This is a genomic window from Niastella yeongjuensis, assembly GCF_900110245.1.
In the GTDB taxonomy this organism is placed as follows: domain Bacteria; phylum Bacteroidota; class Bacteroidia; order Chitinophagales; family Chitinophagaceae; genus Niastella; species Niastella yeongjuensis.
Genome location: NZ_FOCZ01000024.1, coordinates 22,038 through 47,112, shown reverse-complemented (window position 1 = coordinate 47,112; position 25,075 = coordinate 22,038). Strand labels below are relative to the sequence as shown.

The window sequence follows — 25,075 nt, the reverse complement described above, 5'->3', positions numbered from 1 at the left end:
AGTAATATGGAACATCCGCTGACACAATATATACATCCCGGCTGTCCGCCATTTGATATCAGGGAATATGAAATGACGGGTGGTTATGCAGCTGTGCGAAAAGCGCTGGGCAGCATGACGCCAAAGGAAGTGCAAACGCTGGTGAAGGACAGCGGATTAAAAGGCCGGGGCGGCGCCGGTTTTAGCACAGGTATAAAATGGGGCGTTGTACCAATGGATGAGCATGCGCCGCACCCCAAGTACCTTATTGCAAACGCCGATGAAATGGAGCCTGGTACTTTTAAAGACCGGTTATTGCTGGAAGGGAACCCGCATCAACTGATTGAAGGGATGATCCTGGCTGCCTATGCCATTCAGGCCGGGGTGTCGTTTATATTTTTACGTTGGGCCTATAAAAAGGCTGCCCAGTTGCTGCGCAGGAGTATTCATGAAGCTTATGTGGCGGGTTTTCTGGGAAAAAATATCCTGGGCAGCGGGTTCAGCCTTGAAATGTATTTGCATACCGGTGTAGGCCGCTATATGTGTGGCGAAGAAACTGCTTTGTTAAATGCCCTGGAAGGCAAACGGGCCACGCCCAGGGCCAAGCCGCCTTATCCGCAAATAAGTGGTTTGTATGGCAAACCAACCATTGTAAACAATGTAGAAACGCTTTGTAATATTCCGCATATTGTAAACAATGGGGTAGAGTGGTTCAAGGGTTTAAGTTATAGCGAAGACAGCGGCACCAAACTATATGGCGTGAGCGGAAAAGTGAATAATCCGGGTTGCTGGGAACTGCCGATGGGCGTAACCATTCGTGAATTGATAGAAGAATATGCCGGTGGTATGAAGAATGGTTATCAACTAAAGGGAGTATTGCCTGGCGGCGCTTCTACTGATTTTTTAACAGCCGAACACCTCGATATAAAAATGGATTTTACCGATGTACAAAAAGCCGGAAGCCGCCTGGGTACCGGTACTATGGTAGTGATGGACGATGCCACCTGTCCGGTGGGTTTTGTGCACAACCTGCAACATTTTTTTGCGCAGGAAAGTTGTGGCTGGTGTACCCCGTGCCGCGAAGGGTTACCATGGGTAGAAAAAATGTTGCTGAGCCTGGAACAGGGGACGGGCACAGCCGAAGACATGGAGTTGTTGGAAATGCATACGCATATGCTGGGACCGGGCAATACATTCTGTGCACTGGCGCCCGGCGCTATGGAGCCTTTGCAAAGCGCGTTGAAATATTTTAAAGATGACTTTGAGAAACACATTTCATTACATAAGTGCCCTTATGAATAAAAGGAATTAAAGATTACTGACTATGTCTACCATCTATATAGATAATAAAACCTACGAAGTAAAGCAAGGGAAAAACCTGCTGGAAGCCTGCCTGGGATTAGGTATAGATGTACCCTATTTCTGTTGGCATCCGGCATTGGGCAGTGTGGGCGCCTGCCGGCAATGTGCGGTAAAGGTGTTTAAAGATGAGAACGATACCCATGGCAAACTGATGATGAGTTGCATGGAAAACATAAAAGAGGGTTTGCGGGTATCGGTGGCCGATAAAACCGCGCAGGCATTTCGCAGTCAGGTCATAGAATGGCTGATGACCAATCACCCGCACGATTGTCCCGTTTGTGATGAAGGCGGCAGCTGCCACCTGCAGGATATGACGGTAATGACGGGGCACGATTACCGCCGCTACCATTTTAAAAAAAGAACCTATACCAATCAATACCTGGGGCCATTCATTCACCATGAAATGAACCGCTGTATACAGTGTTATCGTTGCGTGCGCTATTACCACGACTATGCAGGTGGTAAAGACCTGAATGTTTTTGCTGCGCACAACCATGTTTATTTTGGCCGTGAATGGGATGGCGTATTGCAAAGTCCATTCAGTGGTAACCTGGCGGAGGTTTGTCCAACCGGTGTATTTACCGATAAAACTTTACGGGAACATTATACCCGCAAATGGGACCTTACTACAGCACCTTCGGTGTGTCAGCATTGCAGCGTTGGCTGTAATACCATTGCGGGCGAACGATATGAAAAAGTGCGTTGCATCACCAATCGCTTCAATAGCCAGATAAACGGTTATTTCCTCTGCGATCGCGGCCGGTTTGGATATGAATTTGTAAACAGTGCGAACCGTATAACACAACCGCTTGTGCGCCACCAGGCAGTGGAAGCGGTGGACGAAGCTACCTTGATGGGTCACATGAGAAAATTATTATCCGGTCAAACGTTGATAGGCATTGGGTCGCCGCGTGCGTCAGTAGAAAGTAATACCGCATTGATGCAACTGGTGGGACGGGAAAACTTTTATCAGGGCATCAGTGATAATGTGGGGTTTATTGAACGGCGGATTGTAGAAGTGATGCAAACGGGTGCGGTTCAGCCTGCTTCCCTGCAGGATATCCAACAGTCCGATGCGATCCTGGTATTGGGAGAAGATATCTGGAACACGGCGCCGGTAATGGCCTTGTCGGTACGGCAAAGCGTGCTGAAAACCGCCGCGCACCAGGCATTGGAGCACAATGAAGGTATACCCATGTGGCACGATGCAGCCATTCATGAACTGGTGCAACATGAAAAAGGATTCCTTGCCAATTGTACCATCAGTGCATCGCCGCTCGATGAAATAAGTACCTGTGTATTGCGCCATGCGCCGGATGATCTTGCCCGCCTTGGATTTGCCATTGCACACCAGTTGAATGGCTGGCTGCCGCGGGTGCTGGTAGATGAAGATACCCTGGCTTATATTATAGATATTGCCGTGTTTTTGCAGCAGGCCAAACGGCCGGTGATCATCAGCGGTACCAGTTGTTATAACGAAGCGTTGATCCGTGCTGCCTTTGATATTGCAGTTGCCTGTAAAGCCACTGGTAACGAAGTGCGACTGGCTTATGTAATGCCGGAGTGCAACAGCATGGGACTGGCCATGATGCAGGCGCCCAGTTTTGAGAGTGCTGTTTTGCGTACTACCCGGGAAAAGAATATAACTGCTATTGTATTGGAAAATGATCTGTACCGGAACGTGCCCGCTCTTGTGGCTGACCTGTTTTTCAATAGTGTAGAACATTGTATTGTACTCGATTCATTAAATAACCCCACAACACAGCAAGCCGACATCCTGATCCCGGCGGCCACGTTTGCCGAAGGAGATGGTACGCTGGTGAACTATGAAGGCCGGGCGCAACGGTTCTTCCAGGTGTTTATGCCTGGCCATACTACCCTCCGGGAAAGTTGGAAATGGCTGTTGAAAATGAAAGCTGTTCGAGCCGGTGATACAAACAATGGCGTGTACCACCCGGAAGATGTATTGGCGCAGGCCGAGCAGTTGTTGCCACAGTTTGCAGGTATCAGCGACTCCGCGCCGCATCATGATTTTCGGATAAACGGACAGGCGCTGCCACGTGAACCGCACCGCTACAGCGGTCGCACGGCGATGTTGTCGAACCTGGCCGTAAGCGAACCCAAACCGAAACAGGATGACGACTCGCCATTCAGTTTTACGATGGAGGGATATCCCGGGATGCCGCCATCACCGCTGATTCCGTTTTTTTGGTCGCCCGGTTGGAATTCCATTCAGGCGGTGAATAAATACCAGCAGGAGCCAGGCGGGGCTTTAAAGAACGAACAGGCCGGTAAGCTGCTGTTTGCTTATATACCCGATGCCAAACCAGGTTATTTTAAAGACATCCCCGAAGCATTTGTAGTACGCAACAATAAATGGTTGTTGTTTCCGCAATACCATTTGTTTGGGTCAGAAGAACTAAGTGCGTATGCAGAAGGCGTTCGGGAATTATCGCCAGAACCCTATGTGGCGCTGTCGGCAAATGATGCGGCACAGCTTGGATTGGGTCATGGCCAAACAGTAACGGTAAAAGTATTTGAACAGGCTTATGACTTGCAGGTTCAAATAGACAGCTCCTTACCAAACGGACTGGTGTTGATACCAGCAGGATTACAAAACATGCCGGTGATGAACTGGAACGGGTATGTTAGTTTGATTAAAGGCAGCGGTAAGCCGTAGAATACAGGCTGAAGGTTAAAGATGAAAGGTTAAAGTAAATATAGGTTTAAAGTTGAAAGTTTAAAGTTTAAAGTTGAAAGTTTAAAGTAATACAGCAAGTTTCAGGCTGCGAGTCAAACCTGAAACCTGGAACCCAGTACCTGGCAACCGGCAACGGATAGTTTAAAACGAGAAGGCTTTTTATGACAACAACACAACAAATATGGATAGTAATAGGCGTCTTATTCGTGCTGCTGAATATTGCGGCCGGATTGATCTGGGTGGAACGCCGTTTGCTGGCCCTATGGCAGGACCGCCTGGGCCCCAACCGCGCCGGACCGCTGGGTATTTTGATTGTGCTGGCAGATACCCTCAAATTGTTTTTCAAAGAAGACTGGATACCACCCTTTGCCGATAAATGGATCTTTGTAACAGCACCAGCCATTGTGGTCGGCAGCGTGTTGTTGAGTTTTGTGATCATTCCTTTTGCACCAGGTATTGTGGTAGCTGATCTCAATATCGGTATTATCTTCTTTCTGGCTATGTCGTCGCTTGGCGTGTATAGCATTGTGTTAGGTGGTTGGGCTTCCAATAATAAATATGCCTTGCTGGGTGCCTTACGGGGTGCATCACAAATGATCGCCTATGAAGTGTTTATGGGATTGTCATTGATGGGGGTAGTTATGCTCACCGGTTCGTTTAACCTGGGGGATATTGTGATGGCGCAGCAGCATCTCTGGTATGTAGTAACGCAACCAGTAGGCTTTATTATTTTTTTAATAGCCGGTGTGGCAGAAACGCATCGTTTGCCATTTGATATTCCGGAAGCGGAAAGTGAATTGATTGCCGGGTATCACGCTGAATATTCCGGAATGAAATTCGGGATGTTCTTTATAGGCGAATACCTGGGCATTACACTCATCTCAGCCATGATCGTGACATTATTTTTTGGTGGCTGGCTGGGACCTTCCTTTCTGCCGCCGCTTGCCTGGTTTGCGATCAAGTTGTTTTTCTTTATAGGCCTGTTCATTTTGTTACGGGCCTCATTACCCCGCCCACGATACGATCAATTGGTCTCGTATGGCTGGAAGATACTGTTGCCACTGGTGCTGGCGAATGTTTTAATAACCGGCGCGGTCGCTTTATGGTTGAGGGGGGTGAGGTTGTGAGTAGTGAGTAGTGAGTAGTGAGTGGGCCTCGTGAAATTTTTAGCTGTCCGAAAATTCGGCAACATACTCATCAGTGATAATTCACAAATAGGCTTCAACAAATTAAAAAAAGGAGATTATGCTAAGTCATATAAGAACCATGTGGTTGGTGTTTTTACACCTGTTCCGTAAAAAGGAAACGATTGAATATCCTGAAGAGAAAGTAGACTTGCATCCGCGGTACAGAGGCCGTATTGTATTGACGAAAGACCCTGATGGCGGGGAACGCTGTGTGGGTTGTTATTTGTGTGCAGTTGCTTGTCCGGTCGATTGCATTGCCTTACAGGCTACGGAAGATGAATATGGCCGTCGCTATCCCGATTTTTTCCGGATCAATTTCTCACGTTGTATTTTTTGCGGCTTTTGCGAAGATGCCTGTCCAACCTATGCCATACAACTGATCCCCGATTTTGAAATGGCCGAATACAACCGGCAAAACCTGGTGTTTGAAAAAGAAGACCTGTTGATCGACAGCCAGGGAAAATATCCGGGTTATAATTTCTACCGCGTGGCCGGTTTGGAAGCTGGCGTAAAGAAAAAAGGAGAAGGCGTAAATGAAGAAGCACCGGTGGATGTGCATAGTTTATTACCGTGAGCACAGCTTTAAGCTATAAGCCATAAGCTGTAAGCCAAAACCGCGAGCAGACCTTGTCAACTCGTCAACTGGTTAACATGTCAACTTTTCAACTCCATCAACTTGTCAACATTATTCTACATATCGTCAATAGTAGCCGTGCTGTCAACCCTCATGGTTATCACCCGGTATCACCCGGTACATGCCTTGCTTTACCTGGCGGTTTCCTTCTTCGCTTCCTCTATGGTGTTTTTGTCGTTAGGCGCTCCATTTGTTGCTGCGCTGGAAATAATCGTTTATGCCGGGGCTATCATTGTGCTGTTTATTTTTGTAGTGATGATGCTGAACCTGGGTAACGAAACTGCCCGGCAGGAGCGGGAGTGGTTGAAACCCAAAGTGTGGGTGATGCCTGCCGTACTTGTACTGCTGTTGTTGATAGAAATGATCATCCTGCTGTTTTCAAATGACACGGAGCCCATGCAGATAGCGGTAGTGGAACCGCGTAAGCTGGCACTTTCCTTATATGGTGAATATATCATTGCTGTTGAATTGACCGGATTTTTACTTATGGCCGGCATTGTGGGCGCTGCACACATTGGTAAACATAAAAAAGAAGAATTGCACCGGTTCCTGCAAAATGGCCAGGGCGACCAACAAAAAACAAAACGTACCCGCAAAACAAAAGCTATTACAAACGAACAAACCGCATTACATGAATAGCGCACAAATGGTATTACTGGTGGCCACCGTATTGTTTACCCTGGGGCTGGTTGGGGTGCTCACCCGCAAGAATGTGATCTTTATGCTCATTTCGGTAGAGATCATGCTGAATGCTGCCGGGATGGCCTTTGTAGCCGCAGGATCAAAATGGCAGCAACCCGATGGACAGGTCATGTTCCTGTTCATTCTGGCCATGGCTGCTGCAGAAGTATCGGTTGGACTGGCACTCGTGCTCCAGATCTATCACCAGCATAAAACAATGGATGTGGATAGACTAAAGGAATTAAGGGATTAAATTATGCTTTGGTAGTAAAATGCTTATATAGTGGGTGTTGATGCTGTTACCGGTTGCCAGTTACCGGTCGCCGGTTTTCTGGTGTTTTGTTGCCGCGAATCCGTGTAACTGGAAACTGGTAACCGGCAACCATAACTCGTCAACTCGTTAACTTGTCAACTATGCAACAACTCCTCACATACATACCCACTTTACCGCTTATCGGGTTCATAGTACTCTCCCTGTTCGGAAGAAAACTATCTAAGCCTGTAATTGCAGCCATAGGCGCCGGTACAGTATGTATAGCCGCGATCATCTCCATTGTGCTGGGTATTGCGTTTCTGCAAACACCTCCGTCGGGTGGCGCCTGGCAGCAATTGCTGTGGTCATGGTTCAAAGTGGGGACGTTGACGGTTGATATCAGTCTGCGGGTAGATGCGTTAACGCTTGTTTTTATATTCATAATAACGTTTGTAGGGGCCCTGATCCATATTTATTCCACTTTCTTTATGTGGCGGGATGCCGATTATGCACGATTCTTTGCCTGTATGAATCTGTTCGTATGTTCCATGCTGTTACTGGTAATGGCCGATAATCTGTTGCTGTTGTACCTGGGATGGGAGGGAGTTGGTTTGTGCAGTTACCTGCTTATCGGGTTCTGGTACGATGTGCCCTCTAATTGCCGGGCCGCCAATAAAGCATTTTTAATCACACGTATTGGCGATACCGCTTTGCTGATCGGTTTGTTCCTGTTGTTTAAAGAACTGGGTTCACTGAACATGACTACTATATTGCAGCAGGCACCTGGTCATTTTGCAGCCGGCAGCTCAACCATTACGCTCATCACTATATTATTGTTGGCAGGCGGTATGGGTAAATCGGCACAGTTGCCTTTACAAACCTGGCTGCCCGATGCTATGGCTGGTCCATCCCCGGTAAGCGCCCTGATCCATGCAGCCACCATGGTTACGGCCGGTGTTTATTTAATTGCCCGAATGAATGGGTTGTTCCTGATGTCGCCGGTGACGATGGCTATTGTAGCGATCGTTGGCGCTATTACGTTGTTTGTTGCAGGTTGCAGTGCCCTTGCGCAAACTGATATAAAAAGAATACTCGCTTATTCTACCATCAGTCAGATCGGATATATGTTCCTGGCTTTGGGGGTAGGTGCCTGGAGCGCTGCTGTCTTTCATTTCTTTACCCATGCGTTTTTCAAAGCCCTGTTATTCCTGGCGGCAGGAGTGGTGATAGAAGCCCTGCATCATGAACATAATATTTTTATGATGGGCGGACTGCGTAAAAGAATGCCAGCAGTATATATTACTTTTTTGGCCGGCGCCGCAGCCTTGAGTGCTTTGCCATTGGTGAGTGCGGGTTTTTATAGCAAGGACGCTATTCTGTGGTACAGTTGGAGCGCTGCAGGCGGTAGTCCGGTGTTGTGGTTCATGGCATTGGCTGGTGCATTTATTACAGCCTTGTACAGTACCCGCCTGATGCTGGTTGTTTTCTGGGGAGAAATGAAAACACCCATTCATGAGCAGCCCAACCGGGGTATGATCATTCCACTGCTGATCCTGGCATTCTTCTCCGTAACAGCTGGTTTTATTGAATGGCCGCATAACATGTTTCAGGTAACCCTTTTCGCAGATCATGTACAACGGGTGCTGCCCGAAACCCTGATGAAGCAAAACGAACCATCCGAAGCGCTGCTTCAGGGCATAGCTGCATTGGTGACATTGGCGGGCATCTATCTGGGGTATGTATTGTATTATGGAAAGTCGGGTGTTCGCTGGCAGCAATCGCCGGGATTATCGGCCACCCGCAATTTCTTATTCAGCGGCTGGAAGTTTGATCAGCTGTATAGTTTTGTATTCGTGAAACCATATCTTTTTTTAACCCGTATCAATAAAGGCGATGTGATCGACCGGTTGTACAGCGCCATTGCACAGGGAAGTATGCGAATGAATACCTGGTTGTCGGTTTCGCAGAACGGCTCGTTGCGTATGTATATCGTAGGGGTACTGGCTGGTATACTGTTTATAATCACGCTTCAATTGTTTTTATGATACTGGTTTGGATGATAAGTATATTACTCATTGGCGGCGTTGCCTGCTGGCTGGTGGCCCAACGAGATCCATTAGCCTGTAAATGGACGGCACTGGTGGCGGTGGTCGCGGCATTTCTGCTGCCCGTTGTCTGGTACCTCCGGCATACACCGGTTGTTGACGGCAATGCCTGGTTGATCGATTACCAGGTAAACTGGATCCCTGCATTTGGCATCGGGTTTCACCTGGCTATGGATGGGCTCAGTTTTGTAATGATCCTGCTTACTGGCTTGCTGGGTATCCTGGCGGTGCTCTGTTCCTGGCGCGAGATCAGGGAGAAGACCGGCTTTTACTTTTTCAACCTGTTATGGACCCTGGCTGGTATAGGTGGCGTTTTTGTCGCCATGGACCTTTTTCTGTTTTATTTCTTCTGGGAGGTGATGCTGGTGCCTATGTATTTCCTGATTGCCATTTGGGGTGATTTCAACCGGCGCAATGCGGCGTATAAATTTTTCATTTTTACCCAAACGGGCGGACTGCTGATGCTGCTGTCGATCCTTGCCTTGTATTTCATTCATGGACAACAGAACAACGGCAATTACACGTTTGATTATTTCGCTTTATTAAATACAACCCTGGGTAATAACGCTACTGCCCGCTGGATCATGCTGGGGTTTTTGATCGCTTTTGTGATCAAACTGCCCATGGTGCCCTTACACAGCTGGTTACCGGATGCGCACAGTGAAGCGCCCACTGCCGGTAGTTTGATCCTGGCAGGTTTGCTGCTAAAGACCGGGGCGTATGGGATCATTCGGTTTGTATTGCCCCTGTTCCCCGACGCGTCGGCAGGTATAGCAGGGTGGGCAATGTTGCTGGGTGTGGTGGGTATTATTTATGGCGCCTTACTGGCGTATGCACAAACCGATCTCAAGCGGTTGGTTGCATATACCTCGGTCAGCCACATGGGATTTGTGTTGCTGGGTGTTTTTTCCTTCAATCAAATGGCGCTGCAAGGCGTGGTGATGCAATTACTTACCCATGGTGTTAGTACAGGAGCCCTGTTTGCATTGGCTGGCATGTTAAAGGAACGGTTGCATACCCGGGATATCAATCAAATGGGTGGCTTATGGACGGCCATGCCGCATATGGGCGCATTGGCGATGGTGTTTGTGATGGCATCGTTAGGCTTGCCCATGTTAGGAAACTTCATTGCCGAGTTTCTCATTTTGTTAGGTGCGTTTGAAGTAAACCCGGTGTTATCGGTCATTGCCAGCTTAGGGTTGGTGCTATCAGCATTGTATTCATTGCGCATTATGCAGAAAGTATTTTTCGGGCAAATACAAACCATTACCGATCCGCCGGCCGACGTAAGCGCCCGTGAATGGATCATTATGGCTAGTCTTACAATAGCTATCGTTTTTTTAGGATTGTTTCCCCAGCCGGTGTTTAATCTGGTAAGCGGAGTGGTTGAACAGGTAGTTCGTTTATAGTTCAAAGTTGAAAGTTTTAAGTTCAAAGTTTAAAGTTGAAAGTTTTAAGTTTTGTGTTCTTTTAATGACTTCAAAATTTAGCTATGACCTATCTCCAGTTTTTAGCAATACTTCCATTTATCATACTTGCCGCGGCCGCGATTGTGGTGATCCTGCTAATCGCATTTAAACAAAGCCATACGGTGATCCAGGTTACGGGGTTTATCATGATGTGTGGGGTGGTGTTTGCTATGTGGTATGTGCGGGATACCTTGCCCCGGCAAGTGCCGCCTTTGCTGGTTGTAGATGGATTGGCCGCTCTGTTTACGGGCCTTATTATATTTTCGGTGTTGGTGGTTGGTTTACTTTCTTATATTTATTTTGAAGAACGCGAAGAGAATCCTAAAGAATACTACATCCTGCTATTTCTGGCTACCTTAGGTTCAGCAGTGTTGACCATTAGCCGGCATTTCATTTCATTGTTTATTGGGTTGGAATTGTTGAGCGTAAGTCTGTATGCATTGATCGCTTATTTACGCAATCGTAATAATGCGGTGGAAGCAGGCGTGAAGTATTTGGTGCTGGCGGCTTTGTCGTCTGCCTTTCTGTTGTTCGGCATGGCATTGATCTATATGGAAACAGGCAGTATGGAATTCTCGGCCATCGCCCGAGCTATCGATGCATCGGGTATGTCGATTTTATTTGTGATGGGCATTGGGTTAATACTGGTGGCCATCGGATTTAAACTGGCGTTGGTACCATTTCATTTGTGGGCAGCAGATGTATACCAGGGGGCGCCGGCGCCGGTGACGGCGTTTATTGCCACGGTATCGAAGATTGGCGTTTTTGCCGTATTGATACGTTTTGCAGATGCCATCCATTTGCAACAAAATGTACTGGCCGTTACCATCATTACCATAATGGCCATTGCGTGTATGTTGGTAGGTAATATCCTCGCCCTGATGCAACAGAACGTCAAACGCCTGCTGGCCTATTCATCTATTGCACATTTTGGCTATCTGCTGGTGGCGTTTTTGTCGGGCAATGCCGGTGTTGGCGCGGCCGTGTTTTACCTGGTGGCTTATTCCATTACCTTATTGTCGGCCTTTGGTATCATAACTTTACTATCAACAGCCCGCAGAGATGCCGATGACCTGAGTGGTTACCGCGGATTGTTCTGGCGAAGCCCGTTAATGGCCGCCATCTTTACCGTAGCCCTGTTGTCGTTGGCAGGCATTCCATTAACTGCAGGATTTCCGGCTAAATTCTTTATACTTACTACCGGGGTGCAACAGCATCGTTGGTTGCTGGTCATGGTATTGGTGCTGACCAGTGTGATCGGGTTGTTTTATTATTTACGTGTCATCAGTACGTTGTTTGCGTCGCCACCGTTAACACCGGTGAAGGAAAGAACCCTGCATCCTTTCTTCTACGTGGCTACCTATGCATCGCTGGTGGTGCTGATGTGTTTGTTAGGCTGGCTGGGTGTATATCCGGGTTTTGTAGTGGAGAATGTGCGGGCGTTTTTGAGTTTTTGATTTGAGGGGTATGAGAAATAAAAAGTCACCTATAAGGGTCATATAGACGGGTACATACCGTAAGGTTGAAAAGGGAAGGCTGCTCCACAATATGAAGCAGCCATAGAACTTAAAACTTTGAACATTAAACTTTGAACTTTATCAGATCTCTACAAATTAATCCCGCCTGCTACTTCTATTCGCTGTCCATTGATCCAGGCTGCATCGTTCGTACAAAGGAACGCAACCACCGGACCGATATCTTCTGCTTCACCCACGCGATTTAATGGTGATAACGAACTGAGGAACTCCTGCAATTTGGGGTTGTTACGGATGGTGGCATTGTTGAAGTCCGTAACAATAGGGCCAGGTGCGACTATATTGGCAGTAATTCCTTTAGCGCCAAATTCTTTTGCCAGGTATTTGGTCAATACTTCCATGGCGCCTTTCATAGATGCGTATACGGAATAGCCGGGGTTTACGAACCGGGTGGTGCCGGTGGAAATGTTGATGATGCGCCCGCCATTATTAATATAAGGGGCAAGTTTCTGTGTTAAGAAATAAACGCCTTTGAAGTGCACGTTCAAAAATTCATCAAAAAATGTTTCTGTTACATTTTCAAAGGGTACACCTCCGCCGATCCCTGCATTGTTGATCAGGAAATCAAACACATTGGTGTTCCATTTGGATTGTAAAGTAGTGACAACCTGTTGTACAAACGCGTTGTACAACTTCAAATCGGCCATGTTGAGTTGCAGGGCAACTGCCTGTTGGCCCAATGCTTCAACGGTTTTTACCACCTCTGCAGCGGCTGCTTCATTATTGTTGTAAGTGAGTATAACGTCGATCCCCTTTTTGGCGAGGTTGATTGCCATATCTTTTCCTAATCCGCGGCTGCCGCCGGTTACCAATGCGATCTTTGATGTTGACATATTGTGCTATTTGTTATGACACAAAATTGGCAACAATTAACGGGGTAGGCGTGGTGACTGCTTTAGGAAAAATGGTGACTGCTTCAGAAAAAATGGTGACTGTTTAAGAATGGGCAGAGGGCAGAGGGCAGAAGGCAGAGAAAAATACAGCTCTAAGCAGGTGCATGATCGGAGCCTTGGAAAATTGCCAGGTTGAATAATTGCGCGAGGTTGTATTTCTCCTCCCCCACCGGGGGAGGTCGGGAGGGGGCCTTCAACTATAAACTATCGCGGTACTTTTTTGGGGTCATACCGGTGTATTTTTTGAAGAATTTTACAAAGTTGGAAGGATCATAAGTTAGCTGGCGGGCAATTTCGCCTATTGAAAGGGGGGAAGTGGCGATCATTTCTTTGGACAGATCTACCAGCCGTTCTTCAAAAAGATCACAGGCACTTTTGCCTGTTACTTCCCTGATGGTATTAGTTAAATGAACGGGGTGAATATGCAGCATATTAGCGAAATCCCTGATCTCGAACATAACTTCTACCTCACCGGCTTTTAACTCCTGGATGTGTTTGTCCAGCGCAGTAGTATATTGTCTTACTATCTCTTTCTGACGAAAGGAATTGACCGGGGTAGTTGTTGTTTCCATGATTGGTTATTTTTTAAATGTCACAAAAACGGCATCGCCTTTTTCTACTGAGTTATTTTCTGTTCTAACAGTGATCATACTATTGGCCAATGCAATTTCAATTTCATAGCCACTGCCCAGGAAGGATACTTCGGTAACTTTTCCGGCAACAGCAGTCTTACTTTTTTTAGCCACCAGGGTAAACGCTTCGGGTCTTATGTATAACCGTTTGCCATTACCGTAGGCTTTGGGTATTTCGCCAAAGGCTGCCGCTTCTGTTTTGGTAAAAGCATTGAATTTGCCGAATAGTCCGGCTGCATATTCATTAACGGGTTGCCGGTATACTTTTTCAGGGGTGTCCTGCTGAATGATCTGACCGCTTTTCATTACAATGATCTCGTCGGCCCAGCTGAGTGCGTCCACGGGATCGTGCGACACCATTAAAGAGGTAATGCCCAGTTTCTCACCCATGGCACGAATAACGGCTCGTAACGTATTGCGATGCAGGTTATCGAGGTTTGAAAACGGTTCATCCAATAAGAACAGTTTCGGTGCACCGATCAGCAACCGCGCCATAGCGATCCGTTGTTTTTCACCACCGGAAACCTGGTCGGTCTTTCGTTTTAGTAAATGGCGGATGTGGCATACTTCGAACAGGGTTTCCGCTTCCTGTTCCGGCAGAGTATTGGCATATTCCAGTATTTCTTCTACCCGGTAATTATTGCGCAGTTCAAAATGTTGCGACAAATACGCCATTTTGGGATGGCCGGGGATCAGTTTTTCATTGGGCCCTTCCACGTGTTTGTTCTCGAACAAAACGTCTCCGGCGTCGGGTTGGATCAATCCGCCAATGATCTTTAACAGGGTGCTTTTTCCCGAACCGGATTCACCCACGATCGCCAATTTTTGAAATTTCTTCTGATTGAACGTAATCTCCTGTAAGACAATGTTTGTGCCGAGCTGTTTACTGATCCTGGAAACTTTTAATAACGCCATATTACCCGTGTTGTTCAATAATTAAGGCGCAGGACCCTGGATTATTGAATATTACAATTCTTTAAAGGGTCAAAAGTAATTCAAAAAGGCGCTATTTGAAAGTCTATGCTCCAGAAGGTATACCCATCCGGAGTTTTAGTTGTTCAAATCTTGGGTCAGCTTTTACTGTTTTGTAAGGTGGATATTCAATAAAACAGGCCACTGGGCCAAGACGTTTATCGATGCAGAGATTCAGGTAATAAAATGTTTTATCGAGGTTGCCGAGCGCCAGGTAGATGGCAGCAAAATCACCGTCGATCACAGAATCGGGCTCATCCAGTTCGCGTTGTTCCAGCTTTTGAATGCATTCCAGGGCTTTGTCTGTCATGCCAACCCGGGCATAGGCATGGCCCAGACCCATCAAACCTTTCAACGGGTGGCCGGTAAGCCGGTGTACTTCCTGAAAATAGTCAAGGGCCGTTTGCCAGTCGCCCTTCATGCCAATACACCATGCCTTTAATTCGATGGCGCTGCGCATTTCGGGGTTCATCTCCAGCAGTTTTTCTGCCTGAACAATACCATCATCGAAGCGTTCGGCAAAAATGTACATCATGCCCAGCGAGCGAATGATGGTGGGGGAGAGGGGATCGATTTGTTCTGCTTCTTCCAGCACTTTTACGGCCTTTGCTTTTTGTCCTTTCGCGATATAATAAAAGCCCAACAGGTCATACGCTGCTACAGCGCCGGGATTCAGTTCAATGGCTTTTTGCAATGCATCGTATGCATCCTGCCACTTCCATTCGTAATATAGATAGGGCATCGCCTTGGCAATGTGTCCTTCTGCAATGGTATCATCCAGTTCCAGGGCTTTATCGGCATACTGATGGCCAATTTCAAAAGCCGTATGCGGTATCATTTGTCCCTGTGTACCCAGCGCGCAGTACGATTGCGCTACCATGGCATATGCCTCTGCATAAGCAGATTCAATAGCAATGGCCTGTTTAAAACATTCAATGGCTTTGCGGGTATCGCCGGGCGTTAATTTATTTTTGAAATGAAGTCCTTTTAAGTAGTGGGTATAAGCGGTAATATTTTTAATACTCGATTTAATGGCAGGGACTGGTTTGGGCGAAACGGTCAGGTTTTCTTTTAGTTTGTTGGTGATGATGGCACTGATCTCATCCTGGACTTCAAAGATGTCGTCGAGTTTACGGTCGTAGGTTTCACTCCAGATATGAAAACCATCGGCTGCATTGATCAGCTGGGCAGTGATACGAACACGATTGCCTGCTTTGCGAACGCTACCTTCTAGAATTTTGTCAACGTTCAACTGAATGGCAATGTCGCGAATGTCGTCGTTCTTCCCTTTAAATGCGAAGGCTGAGGTGCGCGAAGTAACCTGCAGGCCATCCACACGGGTAAGGGCGTTCAGCAGTTCTTCGGTAATGCCATCGCTGAAATATTCATTCTCAGGATCGGCGCTCATATTGACAAAGGGCAATACTGCCAGGCGATTGTTGGGGGCAGCCGTTTTACCGCGCACTTCGTGGCGGCCGGGCACTACAATGCCATTGTTGGCGATGGCAAAAACCCGGATGGGTTGTTTTATATTTTTCAGTTCGAAATACCCCAGTTCGCGGGTTTGAATATGTTGCTGGTTGCGGATCTCGTCAAATACCTTTTCGGAGACAAAAACGCCACCAGGCACGGCCAGCGACTCAATACGGGAGGCCAGGTTAACGCCATCGCCGTAAATGGCCTCTTCCTCAATGGTCACATCGCCGGTGTGGATGCCGATGCGCAGGTCAACTTTAGGCGTTTGCTGCAGTAATTGCTGGATCTCGATAGCGGCATGTACGCTATCGATGGCACTGTTGAAAATGCTCAATGAGCCGTCGCCATAATATTGTAAAATTTTCCCATAGAACCGGGGAATGGTGACTTCCAGCACTTCTTTTAAGCGCTGGCGTTTGCTGCGGGCCAGTTGTTCATTTTCCTGCATCAGGGCGGTATACCCTGTCATATCGGCAAATAATATAGCTGCAAGTTGTCGCATACCACTGCAATTTAAGGAAAAAAGGCAGAGGGGAGAGGGCAGAAGGCAGAGAGCCTCATCGCGGCAATAAAGCCCCAGTAACATTTACGCACATCAAAAATGATGATATAGTTATTGAAATGATGGGCCATTGATAACATGCAGATGCAGCCGATTAATGATGAGACTTTGAATGGTGCAGGCAGGTTCGGGTTGAATTAAATTAGTTTATAACCGGAGGGGGTAGGGTCATTTCAACCTTTATCCTTTATAGTATAATAGCCATGAAGCATCAGGCTAAACGGGCAGGTCCCCGGCGGTATCGTCGGGGTCCTTTTTTTATGGTGTTCGTGTATTCGTGTCTAACTAAATGCTTCTGATTACTACCTGCAGAATTTTTATCGGGATATATTTGTGCCAGGTATTCGCCGATTTTTGTTTGCACAGTTATCGGTTGTTTAAATACGTTTATTGACAAAATATACACACTTATTATTTTTGTAATGCAAATTGAAACAGGACAATTATCTTTGGCGACGTTTATTAACGTTAGCTTGTTTTTGGTAACGCAAAGCTAATTTTGATCAATGAACAAGTAGCAACTGAATTGGTACATTTGTTTTGATAGCACGCTCCAGGATCCCCAAAATTATTTTTCAGTAACCCAACCACAATCAGTTTATGAATTGTAGCAGTAACTCCTGTCCGTATGTTTCTCCGGGAACTGGATTCGCATTTTACGCTTCTGTTTTAAATCAACGATCAGGCACATCAGCTGAATTATCGCCGCCATAGTCATTCAATACATATTGGTTTGGGGGATGTAAAGTCCCTGAGTTTATTTAATTTATAAAAACTATAATCATAGCGTTTATGAATCGTTTATTGTTATTGCTTATACTCATGGGTATAGGCTGGGACTCCTTTGCCCAATACGTTTATACCATCAAGGCAGATAGTGTGAAGATCACCAACAGCTGTGATACGGCTGAGTTAATTATTGAGAACCATACACAGACTGTTCCTGGTTTCTTATTTAATAAAGGAAAGGGGCGAACAGAGTTCCGTAGAGGTGCTATTAAGCTAAATGAAAGCGCCTATCTTATCGGTGGAGATACTTTGTATTTACCTCAGGTACATGCTAATAATGGAACAAGTTTAGCAAACGGTAATATTGTATTGGGGAATGATGCGGGTAGTACTGCTGCTCAATTAACGAATACCCGTGAATTACCCTTGAATGGAAATAATGTGGTATTTACCGGGACTGGTAAAATTGGGATAGGTACTAATAATCCGAGTGAGCTTCTTGAGTTAGGTTCTCCGGTGGAAGGCAGTAATGTTGCCAATTTACGCTTTTCTAAAGTAGGAGCAGGGCCGGTCTTTAGTAATGCTATTTCTAATAGCTTTCAGAATGATCCGCGGTACGATGGTATGACTTTTAGTATTAAAACCAATGACAAAGCATTTGCCCCACTTGTTTTGACAGGAGATACCTGTATTTATTTATATGGCCATACGAAATCAGTAGGTGATATTGGTATTAATATTCTCAAAGATAGCAAGCCAAGAGGCCCATTGGACATAGTGAGTGATATTGCCACAGATGCAAATATGATAATAATGGGGCATACTGACAATACACACTACCATACTATCAAGATGAGTATTAATGGGGCTAAAGCTTCTCTTAATGCAATGAAATTTTTTGTTTCAAAGTCTCAGTTCCTGCCAGCTCAAGATTTCGGACAGGCAAATCCTTTAAACCTGTTAGGAGATGGGAACTCAATTTTTAACGGTAATATAGGTGTTCTAAATACAGCTCCCGAGGCACATATTCATGTAGGCGCAGGAACATCAGTTGCCGGTACTGCACCTATTAAACTTACTGCAGGCCCTCTTCTTGCAACGCCTGAAGATGGCGCCATTGAATATGATGGTGCCGATCTTTACATAACTGAAAGCGGCGTCCGTAATAAGCTTTCAAAGACCTTGTCCGGGCAAATAACTACCAATTTTAATGCCAGCTCGTTAAGCAGTTTTACCCCGGCTATAACAACTACAACTGTTGCCGGTGCGCAACCGGGTGATGTAGTAAGTGTAAGTGCTAACAATGGAGGAATAAACCTGCCCTGCATAATAATTACGGCCTTTGTGACGTCGCCTAACCTGGTAACCCTGCAAGCCTATAATGCCAGCCCAAATGCTGTCCCGCTTGCTGCGGATACCTATAAAATACGGGTGATCAAGTAATCGATATTGAATTAAATTATAAATGTAATCTCAGATGAAGCATTTCCTGTTTTTGCTTGTGTTCGTATTCGCGATACAAGTTCTCAATGCTCAATATGTCTATACCATCAAGGCAGACAGCGTAAAGATCACCAACAGCTGTGATGCAGCTGAATTGATCATCGAGAACCATACGCAAACCGTACCTGGATTTTTGTTTAATAAAGGCCGGGGAAGAACTGAGTTTAGAAAAGTATTTCAAAACCTGACAGATAATACCTTTTTGATCGGCAGCGATACAATGAAGTTGTCAAACGTTTGGATGCAGGGTGGTAACCGGTTTGGGGCTACCGGATTGTTAGGTACTAACGATAATTACCCGCTGACCTTTATCCAAAATGGAGTGGAAAAAGGAAGGATAGATACAGGTGGTAACTGGTTGTTTAACACGGTTGAAAATAATAGTTATCCTTTTCAGTTCAAGGGTAACATCTGGCATTCTGGTATTTTATATCAAGAGAAGAATGTTTTCATTGCTCCGTTTGAACCTGGAGAGGAAGATGCAAGAATTATTATTGGCGGCAATAATGTGGTCGGTTCACGGTCAATAGGCATAGGGGACGGTGTTCAGGTAGATGGTACTGGCCTTACGGCATTAGGAATAGGTCTGGGTAACACGGTGGTTCGGGGAATAGGGATCTTTGGTTCTACAACTGAGGGAATAGCTATTGGGCATAATTCGTATGCTCATAAAGGTGCTGTTGTTTTGGGATCTGCATCTACAAGCACCGCCTGGGACCAGTTTGTTTGCGGCGGTCCAGATCGTGATTGGGATGCTAATTCGGATGGCATGTACAAACATATTTCAGAGGTTTATTTCGGTTCGGGTGTGCAAAGAAGTAATACCTCTGGTCCTGGCGTTTCTTACTCAATAAACGGTTCCGGGGCATATGGCGCTAATTATCGCGGCGGAGATATTACCATCACCGGTGGAAAAGGTACCGGCACAGGCACACCCGGTAGTATTATTTTTTCCACGCCACAGGTCTCTTCTTCAGGAACAACCTTGCAAACTTTATCAGAAAGAGCGCGAATAGATTCCAATGGGAATTTTGGCATAGGTACAAGTACGCCATCCACTACCTTGGATGTGCATGGTACGGGCCACTTTGATAACGTTGTTACCTCTTCAGGTCATAGATCTGCCGTACGTAATATTACAGCCAACACCACAATTAGCGATACAGATGAGTATGTTTTTGTAAACGCTGCCAGTACCGCAACTGTAAATGTAACCCTTCCCCCCACTACCGGACGGGATGGCCAAACCTATACCATTAAAAGAATAGATGACAACATCAGCAATGCAGTAACAATCACCAGTGCATCTTCTCAGTCTGTTGATGGAATAAATCCATATCCGCTGGCGGGTAAAAAATATATAACCATTGTGGCTAATTCAGGTACCTGGATTGTCGTATCTCAAAATTGATAAACCAAATGTTGCAAAAAAAGAATCATTACCATTCAGCATATGTCTGGGTTCCAACATTTATGAATCGCTTATTATTATTGCTTATACTCATGGGTATAGGCGGGGGCTCCTTTGCTCAATATGTGTATACCATCAAGGCTGACAGTGTAAAGATCACGAACAGTTGTGATACTGCCGAGCTGATCATTGAAAACCATACACAAACGGTTCCTGGCTTTTTATTTAATAAGGGCCGGGGGGGGCTACCGGGTTGTTAGGTACCAACGATAATTACCCGTTGACTTTCCTGCAAAATGGAACTGAAAAAGGAAGGATAGCAACCGGTGGTAACTGGTTATTCAATACAACACAGGACAAAGGATATCTGGCCCAGTTTAATGGCAATATGTGGACCTCGGGTACTATTAACATGGAAAGCAGGGTAAATATTGCTATTGTTCCTGGTAACGTTGGGGACAATGCTATCAGTATAGGAAGGGATATGATTGTTGGCGGAGCGTGTGCTATAGGGCTTGGTCGGAATTGTACGGTGATTTCAAATGGAGTTTATGCGTTTGGTGCAGGCGCTAATAACACTGTGACCGATGGTATAGGAATTTTAGGATCCACAGATCGGGGAATCGTACTTGGGATGGATTCGTATGCAGGTCCGGAATCTATTGCTATTGGTCCTAGAACAACAACTACAGACCCGCGTCAGTTTGTGTGTGGTGGCCAGGATCCCAGTAATGGACATTATATCACGGACATTTATTTCGGTTCAGGGGTGCAAAGAAATAATGTTGCGGGTCCTGGCTTTGCCTATACTATCCATGGCTCGGGAGCTTATGGCGACAATCAACCTGGCGGAGATATAACCATCGCCGGTGGAAAAGGCACCGGTGCAGGTACACCCGGTAGCATAATTTTTTCTACTGCAGAAAAGGCATCTGCTGGTCCAACTTTTCAATTGTTATCAGAAAGAGCGCGTATAGATACTAGTGGCAACTTTGGCATCGGTACAAACGCTCCAGCAACCAAATTGGATGTAAACGGTACAGGCCGCTTTAATAACGTTGTAACCACTTCAGGCCATAGATCAGCTGTTCGTACTATTTCGAGTGATATTGCCATTGGTGATACTGATGAATATCTTTTTGCAGACGCTACTAATAATCCAGTAACTGTAACACTGCCTCCTGCGGATGGCCGCAAAGGTCAAACCTTTACTATTAAAAAAATAGCAGGCAGCAACTCAGTATATGTTGCCACCGCTTCGGCTGAAAGTGTTGATGGACTAAACCCATATACGATAACGGGGCAATATAAATATGTTACTGTAGTTGCAAGTGGAAATGCCTGGATGATCGTTTCTCAAAATTAAAAGTGATCAAGTTGCAAAAGGGAATTGTAACCATATTGGTAATGATCTGCTGGGTGTCAGCTTACACCCAGATAAACCAGTCTGACCTCAACAGGCCAGCCAAATCCCTTTTGTCATCAGTAAAAAATAAAGCAAATGCTGTAAAGGATTCAGTTAAAGCATCAACCAATAATTTGTTACACCAGTTGCCGGTTGCGCCGCAGCCAGCTAAGGCGTCGCATGCGGTTGATACGTCAGTTCCTAAGGCAGCAACAACTTTAGATTCAAATTCGCAGCCGGAAGCCGATGAACCTACCACTTACTTCCTGGAGCGCCGGGATTGTAAATCGATTATAAAGATCCCTGTTTACGCATATATCTATGTGCCGGTTGAACGCGAGCCGGTAAAGTTTACCGAGCCTGCAAAACCAGCACGCATTCCTTTTTTGCAGGTACATGGGAATTTCATGTATAATGTGAATTATTATTCCAATATAGATACGCCTTATAACGAGCAGAATGTTTACCAGCATACGGTACAAACCTACCTGGATGTTACTGTGAAAGGGAAATACCCCATGCGGGTATACCTGACAAACCGGTTCACCAATTCAAAGCTGTTCCGGAATTTTTCCGATCTCAATTTGAACTATAACAATACCCAGTTCTCCCAAAAAATAAAGGCGCAGGTACGGGAAAAGTTCCTGGCATCATTGCCATCGCCCAGGGTACCTGATAGTTTGAAGCTGGAGCTGGATGAAACTATAATAAAGCTGCGTAGCCTTGACAGCTGGATAAAAAATCCAGGTCTGTTGCAAAAGCTGGTAGAAGCAAGAGAGAAATACCTGCGCGATTCACTGGCCCGCATCGCAAAACCGGATACCAGTTACCGGTTGCCAGGTACAGGGTTGTTAGATTCGGCATTTGTTAAAATTGGAATAGATACACTTGAAACCACCTACGCCCTACGAAAACAACAACTTGATTCGTTACGCGCCCGGGTAACTGTTTTACAACAACTGATAAAATCGGCCAAAGGCCAATCGCAGGAATCGATCAATAAAGTTTGCCGGGAAATTGATCAGGCAAAAAGCCCGGCGAGGTTGAAAGAGATCATGGAAGAAAACCAGATCACGGATACCATTCTCCCCAAAGGCTATAAAACCTTAATGGCCATCCGCTCTTTTGGGGTGGGCAGAACGGTGGTAAATTATTCCGAACTGTCGGCAAAGAATATCTCCGTGAATGGGTTTCAGGCTGAATACAATCCTGATGCTTATTATGCATTGGCGACCGGCAGCGTTGATTATCGTTTTCGTGATTTTATTGTAAAAGGGCCTAAGCAATCAGGCCAATACCTGACGGTATTGCGCTATGGCCGGGGATTGAAAGATGGCAACAATATTATCTTTACCTGGTTTGGCGGCAAGCGGCAGTTATACAATGCAGGTACAGTAGATACGGTCCAAAACACTTCCGTTCAAACGCCTTCCTCAGGGTTGATGGGTTTTACGCTCGAAGGAAATTACCGGCTTACAAAGAACATCATCTTTACAGCTGAAGTAGCCAAGTCCTCTTATCCCGTGTATGCAAAAGATTCATCGGGTGCAAACAGCCTGCCCGCGCAGATGCTGGAGCTTGGCAATCGTAATAATGAAGCTTATTCGTTGAAGGCTGAAGGAACCTTCCCCAAAACGCAAACAACGGTACATGGTACATTTAAACGTATGGGCGCGAATTTTCAATCGTTCAGCACGTTTACCGATGGTTCTGCCCAAACGGCCTGGAGCGCCAATGTGCAGCAGTTGTTCTTTAAACGCCAGTTGACCCTGGTGCTGGGTGCCAATACCAATGATTTCAGCAATCCTTTTATTGGCAGCCAGTATAAAAGCACTACCGTATTTAAAAGCGTGCAGGCCACCTGGCGCCGGAACAAATGGCCCGTAGTGTCAGTGGGATATTTTCCCAGCAGCCAGATCACCAAACTGGGTGATGGCCTGTATCGCGAAAATCTATTTTATACACTGACCGGTAATGTTACCCATTCTTACCAGGTGAACCGCGTGATGATGAACTCAGCCCTGGTGTACACCCAGTTTTATAACCGGTCAACCGATTCGGGTTTTGTATACTTCAATACAAAGAACCTGTTGCTGAGCCAATCAGCCTTTATCAACCAGCTAACGCTGCAATCGAATGCCTCAGGTGCTTTCAATCAGGATTATCGGTTATATACCCTGGAGGGAAGAGCGGCGTACAATATCAATAAGTATGTAATGGTTGGAGCCGGCCTTAAATACAATTATCAAACGACTTATCATATAGAACAACTGGGCTATTCTGCAGAGACCACTTTACAGATCCCTAAGTTGGGACAAATACAATTTTCAGGGGAGAAGGGATTTATCCCCGGAATGAATAAACAGCTTGTGCCCAATAATACGGGCAGGGCTACCTATTTTAAAACATTTTGAACAGGATTTTATGTTTAAAAAATGGACACTGTTTTGTTTACTGCTGTCGGGTTTAGGTTTTGTATCGCATGCACAGGTTAGCATGACGTTACAGGTGCCTCCTGCAGGTGTGCTGGTAAAAAATCAGTTATGGAATATGGTACTGGTAAACTCAGGCACAGGCAATCTGCTGGTGCAGGTGAACCTGGTGTTGCTGGATGTACAAACCAACCAGCCCGTGATCACCGCCACTTCGGCGCCCGTTTCATTGGGCAAAGGAGGCCGGCAATTACAGGCGCGCGATCTTTCACCTATTCAATATTCGTACAGCATTCCGGCCGCACATGTTGATATGGACCCCAATGGTATGTTGCCTGCAGGGAGGTACCAGGCTTGTTACACCGTGGTGAATGCACAAAAAACAGGCCTTACCCTGGTAGAGAACTGTATTGCGGTAAATGTGGATCCGTTAAGTCCGCCCCTGCTGAATACACCTGCCAATGAAGATAAACTGAATACACCTTATCCTCAGTTCACCTGGCTGCCCCCAACACCCCTTGGGATCTTCAACGACCTGGGTTATGCCATGGTACTGGTGGAAGTATTACCCGGACAAGGCAAGGCAGATGCCATACAACAGAATGTGCCATTGAATGCATCGCCCTATACGAAAAACCTGTTCTACAATTATCCGGCTTCTACCCGGTCGTTGGACACAGGCAAGGTATATGCCTGGCGAGTGGTAGCCATGAACAGCGGCAAAGCCGTAGCGTTGAGTGATATCTGGACGTTCCGGGTTACCCAATCCAGGCCACAGTTTGAAACGGAGAAGCCAACCCCATTTGTGGAAGTAAAGCGTGGACAGGATGCCGTGATCGCAACGGCGGGTAATGTATTGCGCATTACGTATGATAATGCTGCTGCGGACACAACAATCAAATATACCATAACCAGCATAGAAGAGCCGGGCAATCCGGTAGTGCAGGAGGGAAACATGCCTGTTCAATACGGCCAGAACCAATTGCAGGTTTCATTGAGGAATAACAGGCGCATACAGGCAAATAAAGTATACCTGTTCCGTTTTGTAAACAGTCGCAATGAAAGCTGGACGGTAAAATTCACAGTGACGAAGTAAGCATGTAAGAACTGTGCTAAAGCTGTTGAAATAGAGAATTTGCATCAATAAAAGAAGT

19 protein-coding genes are annotated in these 25,075 nt (G+C 46.1%); 15 read left to right on the top strand and 4 right to left on the bottom strand.

Annotated elements, in window-relative coordinates; all coding sequences use genetic code 11:
- Positions 1–6: 6 nt before the first annotated feature.
- From nuoF to BMX95_RS33165, 9 genes are all read left to right on the top strand, one after another.
- The gene (gene nuoF / locus BMX95_RS33205) at positions 7–1,281 is read left to right on the top strand and encodes an NADH-quinone oxidoreductase subunit NuoF (protein ID WP_081200722.1); all 1,275 of its coding nucleotides are present in this window, start codon (positions 7–9) and stop codon (positions 1,279–1,281) included.
- Positions 1,282–1,303: 22 nt separating this feature from the next.
- A complete protein-coding gene (gene nuoG / locus BMX95_RS33200) occupies positions 1,304–4,021 on the top strand; it encodes an NADH-quinone oxidoreductase subunit NuoG (RefSeq protein ID WP_081200723.1) in 2,718 nt (905 codons plus the stop codon).
- A 182-nt stretch (positions 4,022–4,203) separates the two neighbouring features.
- Complete coding sequence (gene nuoH, locus BMX95_RS33195; RefSeq protein WP_081200724.1) at positions 4,204–5,169, top strand: NADH-quinone oxidoreductase subunit NuoH; 966 nt, start codon at positions 4,204–4,206, stop codon at positions 5,167–5,169.
- 118 nt (positions 5,170–5,287) lie between these two features.
- Entirely contained in the window at positions 5,288–5,803 is a 516-nt protein-coding gene (gene nuoI / locus BMX95_RS33190) for an NADH-quinone oxidoreductase subunit NuoI (protein ID WP_081200725.1), read from the top strand.
- Between the two features lie 102 nt (positions 5,804–5,905).
- Entirely contained in the window at positions 5,906–6,502 is a 597-nt protein-coding gene (nuoJ, locus tag BMX95_RS33185; protein ID WP_081200726.1) for an NADH-quinone oxidoreductase subunit J, read from the top strand.
- The gene (gene nuoK / locus BMX95_RS33180) at positions 6,495–6,797 is read left to right on the top strand and encodes an NADH-quinone oxidoreductase subunit NuoK (protein ID WP_081200727.1); all 303 of its coding nucleotides are present in this window, start codon (positions 6,495–6,497) and stop codon (positions 6,795–6,797) included. The genes nuoJ and nuoK overlap by 8 nt, the downstream gene beginning before the upstream one ends.
- A 161-nt stretch (positions 6,798–6,958) precedes the next feature.
- On the top strand, positions 6,959–8,842 hold the full coding sequence (gene nuoL, locus BMX95_RS33175) for an NADH-quinone oxidoreductase subunit L (RefSeq protein WP_081200728.1): 1,884 nt from the start codon (positions 6,959–6,961) through the stop codon (positions 8,840–8,842).
- Between the two features lie 11 nt (positions 8,843–8,853).
- Positions 8,854–10,311: a complex I subunit 4 family protein gene (locus BMX95_RS33170; protein WP_242673134.1), complete on the top strand. Its 1,458-nt coding sequence runs from the start codon at positions 8,854–8,856 to the stop codon at positions 10,309–10,311.
- Positions 10,312–10,394: 83 nt separating this feature from the next.
- A complete protein-coding gene (locus BMX95_RS33165; RefSeq protein ID WP_081200730.1) occupies positions 10,395–11,828 on the top strand; it encodes an NADH-quinone oxidoreductase subunit N in 1,434 nt (477 codons plus the stop codon).
- Between the two features lie 149 nt (positions 11,829–11,977).
- On the opposite strand, the gene BMX95_RS33160 is transcribed toward BMX95_RS33165, so the two are convergent.
- The 4 genes from BMX95_RS33160 to BMX95_RS33145 all read right to left on the bottom strand — a co-directional run bounded on the left by BMX95_RS33160 (position 11,978) and on the right by BMX95_RS33145 (position 16,381).
- Positions 11,978–12,739 (bottom strand): SDR family NAD(P)-dependent oxidoreductase, encoded by a 762-nt coding sequence (locus BMX95_RS33160; protein ID WP_081200731.1) that lies wholly within the window; start codon positions 12,737–12,739, stop codon positions 11,978–11,980.
- A 257-nt stretch (positions 12,740–12,996) separates the two neighbouring features.
- A complete protein-coding gene (locus BMX95_RS33155; RefSeq protein WP_081200732.1) occupies positions 12,997–13,371 on the bottom strand; it encodes a helix-turn-helix domain-containing protein in 375 nt (124 codons plus the stop codon).
- A 6-nt stretch (positions 13,372–13,377) separates the two neighbouring features.
- Positions 13,378–14,346 carry an ABC transporter ATP-binding protein gene (locus tag BMX95_RS33150; protein WP_081200733.1) on the bottom strand — a complete coding sequence of 323 codons (969 nt, stop codon included), beginning with the start codon at positions 14,344–14,346 and terminating at the stop codon, positions 13,378–13,380.
- A gap of 103 nt (positions 14,347–14,449) precedes the next feature.
- Complete coding sequence (locus tag BMX95_RS33145) at positions 14,450–16,381, bottom strand: adenylate/guanylate cyclase domain-containing protein (RefSeq protein ID WP_081200734.1); 1,932 nt, start codon at positions 16,379–16,381, stop codon at positions 14,450–14,452.
- Positions 16,382–17,233: 852 nt separating this feature from the next.
- On the opposite strand from BMX95_RS33145, the gene BMX95_RS35200 reads away from it, so the two are divergent.
- The 6 genes from BMX95_RS35200 to BMX95_RS33120 all read left to right on the top strand — a co-directional run bounded on the left by BMX95_RS35200 (position 17,234) and on the right by BMX95_RS33120 (position 25,017).
- Positions 17,234–18,613, top strand: a complete 1,380-nt coding sequence (locus BMX95_RS35200) for a hypothetical protein (protein ID WP_177193744.1) — start codon at positions 17,234–17,236, stop codon at positions 18,611–18,613.
- A 34-nt stretch (positions 18,614–18,647) separates the two neighbouring features.
- Entirely contained in the window at positions 18,648–20,084 is a 1,437-nt protein-coding gene (locus BMX95_RS33135) for a hypothetical protein (protein WP_081200735.1), read from the top strand.
- 62 nt (positions 20,085–20,146) lie between these two features.
- The gene (locus BMX95_RS33130) at positions 20,147–20,344 is read left to right on the top strand and encodes a hypothetical protein (RefSeq protein WP_177193743.1); all 198 of its coding nucleotides are present in this window, start codon (positions 20,147–20,149) and stop codon (positions 20,342–20,344) included.
- Between the two features lie 20 nt (positions 20,345–20,364).
- Complete coding sequence (locus BMX95_RS35195; RefSeq protein WP_177193742.1) at positions 20,365–21,450, top strand: hypothetical protein; 1,086 nt, start codon at positions 20,365–20,367, stop codon at positions 21,448–21,450.
- A gap of 11 nt (positions 21,451–21,461) precedes the next feature.
- The gene (locus BMX95_RS33125; RefSeq protein ID WP_177193741.1) at positions 21,462–23,903 is read left to right on the top strand and encodes a hypothetical protein; all 2,442 of its coding nucleotides are present in this window, start codon (positions 21,462–21,464) and stop codon (positions 23,901–23,903) included.
- A 10-nt stretch (positions 23,904–23,913) separates the two neighbouring features.
- Entirely contained in the window at positions 23,914–25,017 is a 1,104-nt protein-coding gene (locus BMX95_RS33120) for a hypothetical protein (RefSeq protein WP_081200739.1), read from the top strand.
- Positions 25,018–25,075 lie beyond the last annotated feature (58 nt).

Coding starts and splice junctions, on each gene's coding strand:
- nuoF (WP_081200722.1), top strand. CDS start 7: ATGGAACATCCGCTGACACAATATATACATCCCGGCTGTCCGCCATTT.
- nuoG (WP_081200723.1), top strand. CDS start 1,304: ATGTCTACCATCTATATAGATAATAAAACCTACGAAGTAAAGCAAGGG.
- nuoH (WP_081200724.1), top strand. CDS start 4,204: ATGACAACAACACAACAAATATGGATAGTAATAGGCGTCTTATTCGTG.
- nuoI (WP_081200725.1), top strand. CDS start 5,288: ATGCTAAGTCATATAAGAACCATGTGGTTGGTGTTTTTACACCTGTTC.
- nuoK (WP_081200727.1), top strand. CDS start 6,495: ATGAATAGCGCACAAATGGTATTACTGGTGGCCACCGTATTGTTTACC.
- nuoL (WP_081200728.1), top strand. CDS start 6,959: ATGCAACAACTCCTCACATACATACCCACTTTACCGCTTATCGGGTTC.
- BMX95_RS33170 (WP_242673134.1), top strand. CDS start 8,854: ATGATAAGTATATTACTCATTGGCGGCGTTGCCTGCTGGCTGGTGGCC.
- BMX95_RS33165 (WP_081200730.1), top strand. CDS start 10,395: ATGACCTATCTCCAGTTTTTAGCAATACTTCCATTTATCATACTTGCC.
- BMX95_RS33160 (WP_081200731.1), bottom strand. CDS start 12,739: ATGTCAACATCAAAGATCGCATTGGTAACCGGCGGCAGCCGCGGATTA.
- BMX95_RS33155 (WP_081200732.1), bottom strand. CDS start 13,371: ATGGAAACAACAACTACCCCGGTCAATTCCTTTCGTCAGAAAGAGATA.
- BMX95_RS33150 (WP_081200733.1), bottom strand. CDS start 14,346: ATGGCGTTATTAAAAGTTTCCAGGATCAGTAAACAGCTCGGCACAAAC.
- BMX95_RS33145 (WP_081200734.1), bottom strand. CDS start 16,381: ATGCGACAACTTGCAGCTATATTATTTGCCGATATGACAGGGTATACC.
- BMX95_RS35200 (WP_177193744.1), top strand. CDS start 17,234: ATGAATCGTTTATTGTTATTGCTTATACTCATGGGTATAGGCTGGGAC.
- BMX95_RS33135 (WP_081200735.1), top strand. CDS start 18,648: ATGAAGCATTTCCTGTTTTTGCTTGTGTTCGTATTCGCGATACAAGTT.
- BMX95_RS33130 (WP_177193743.1), top strand. CDS start 20,147: ATGAATCGCTTATTATTATTGCTTATACTCATGGGTATAGGCGGGGGC.
- BMX95_RS33120 (WP_081200739.1), top strand. CDS start 23,914: ATGTTTAAAAAATGGACACTGTTTTGTTTACTGCTGTCGGGTTTAGGT.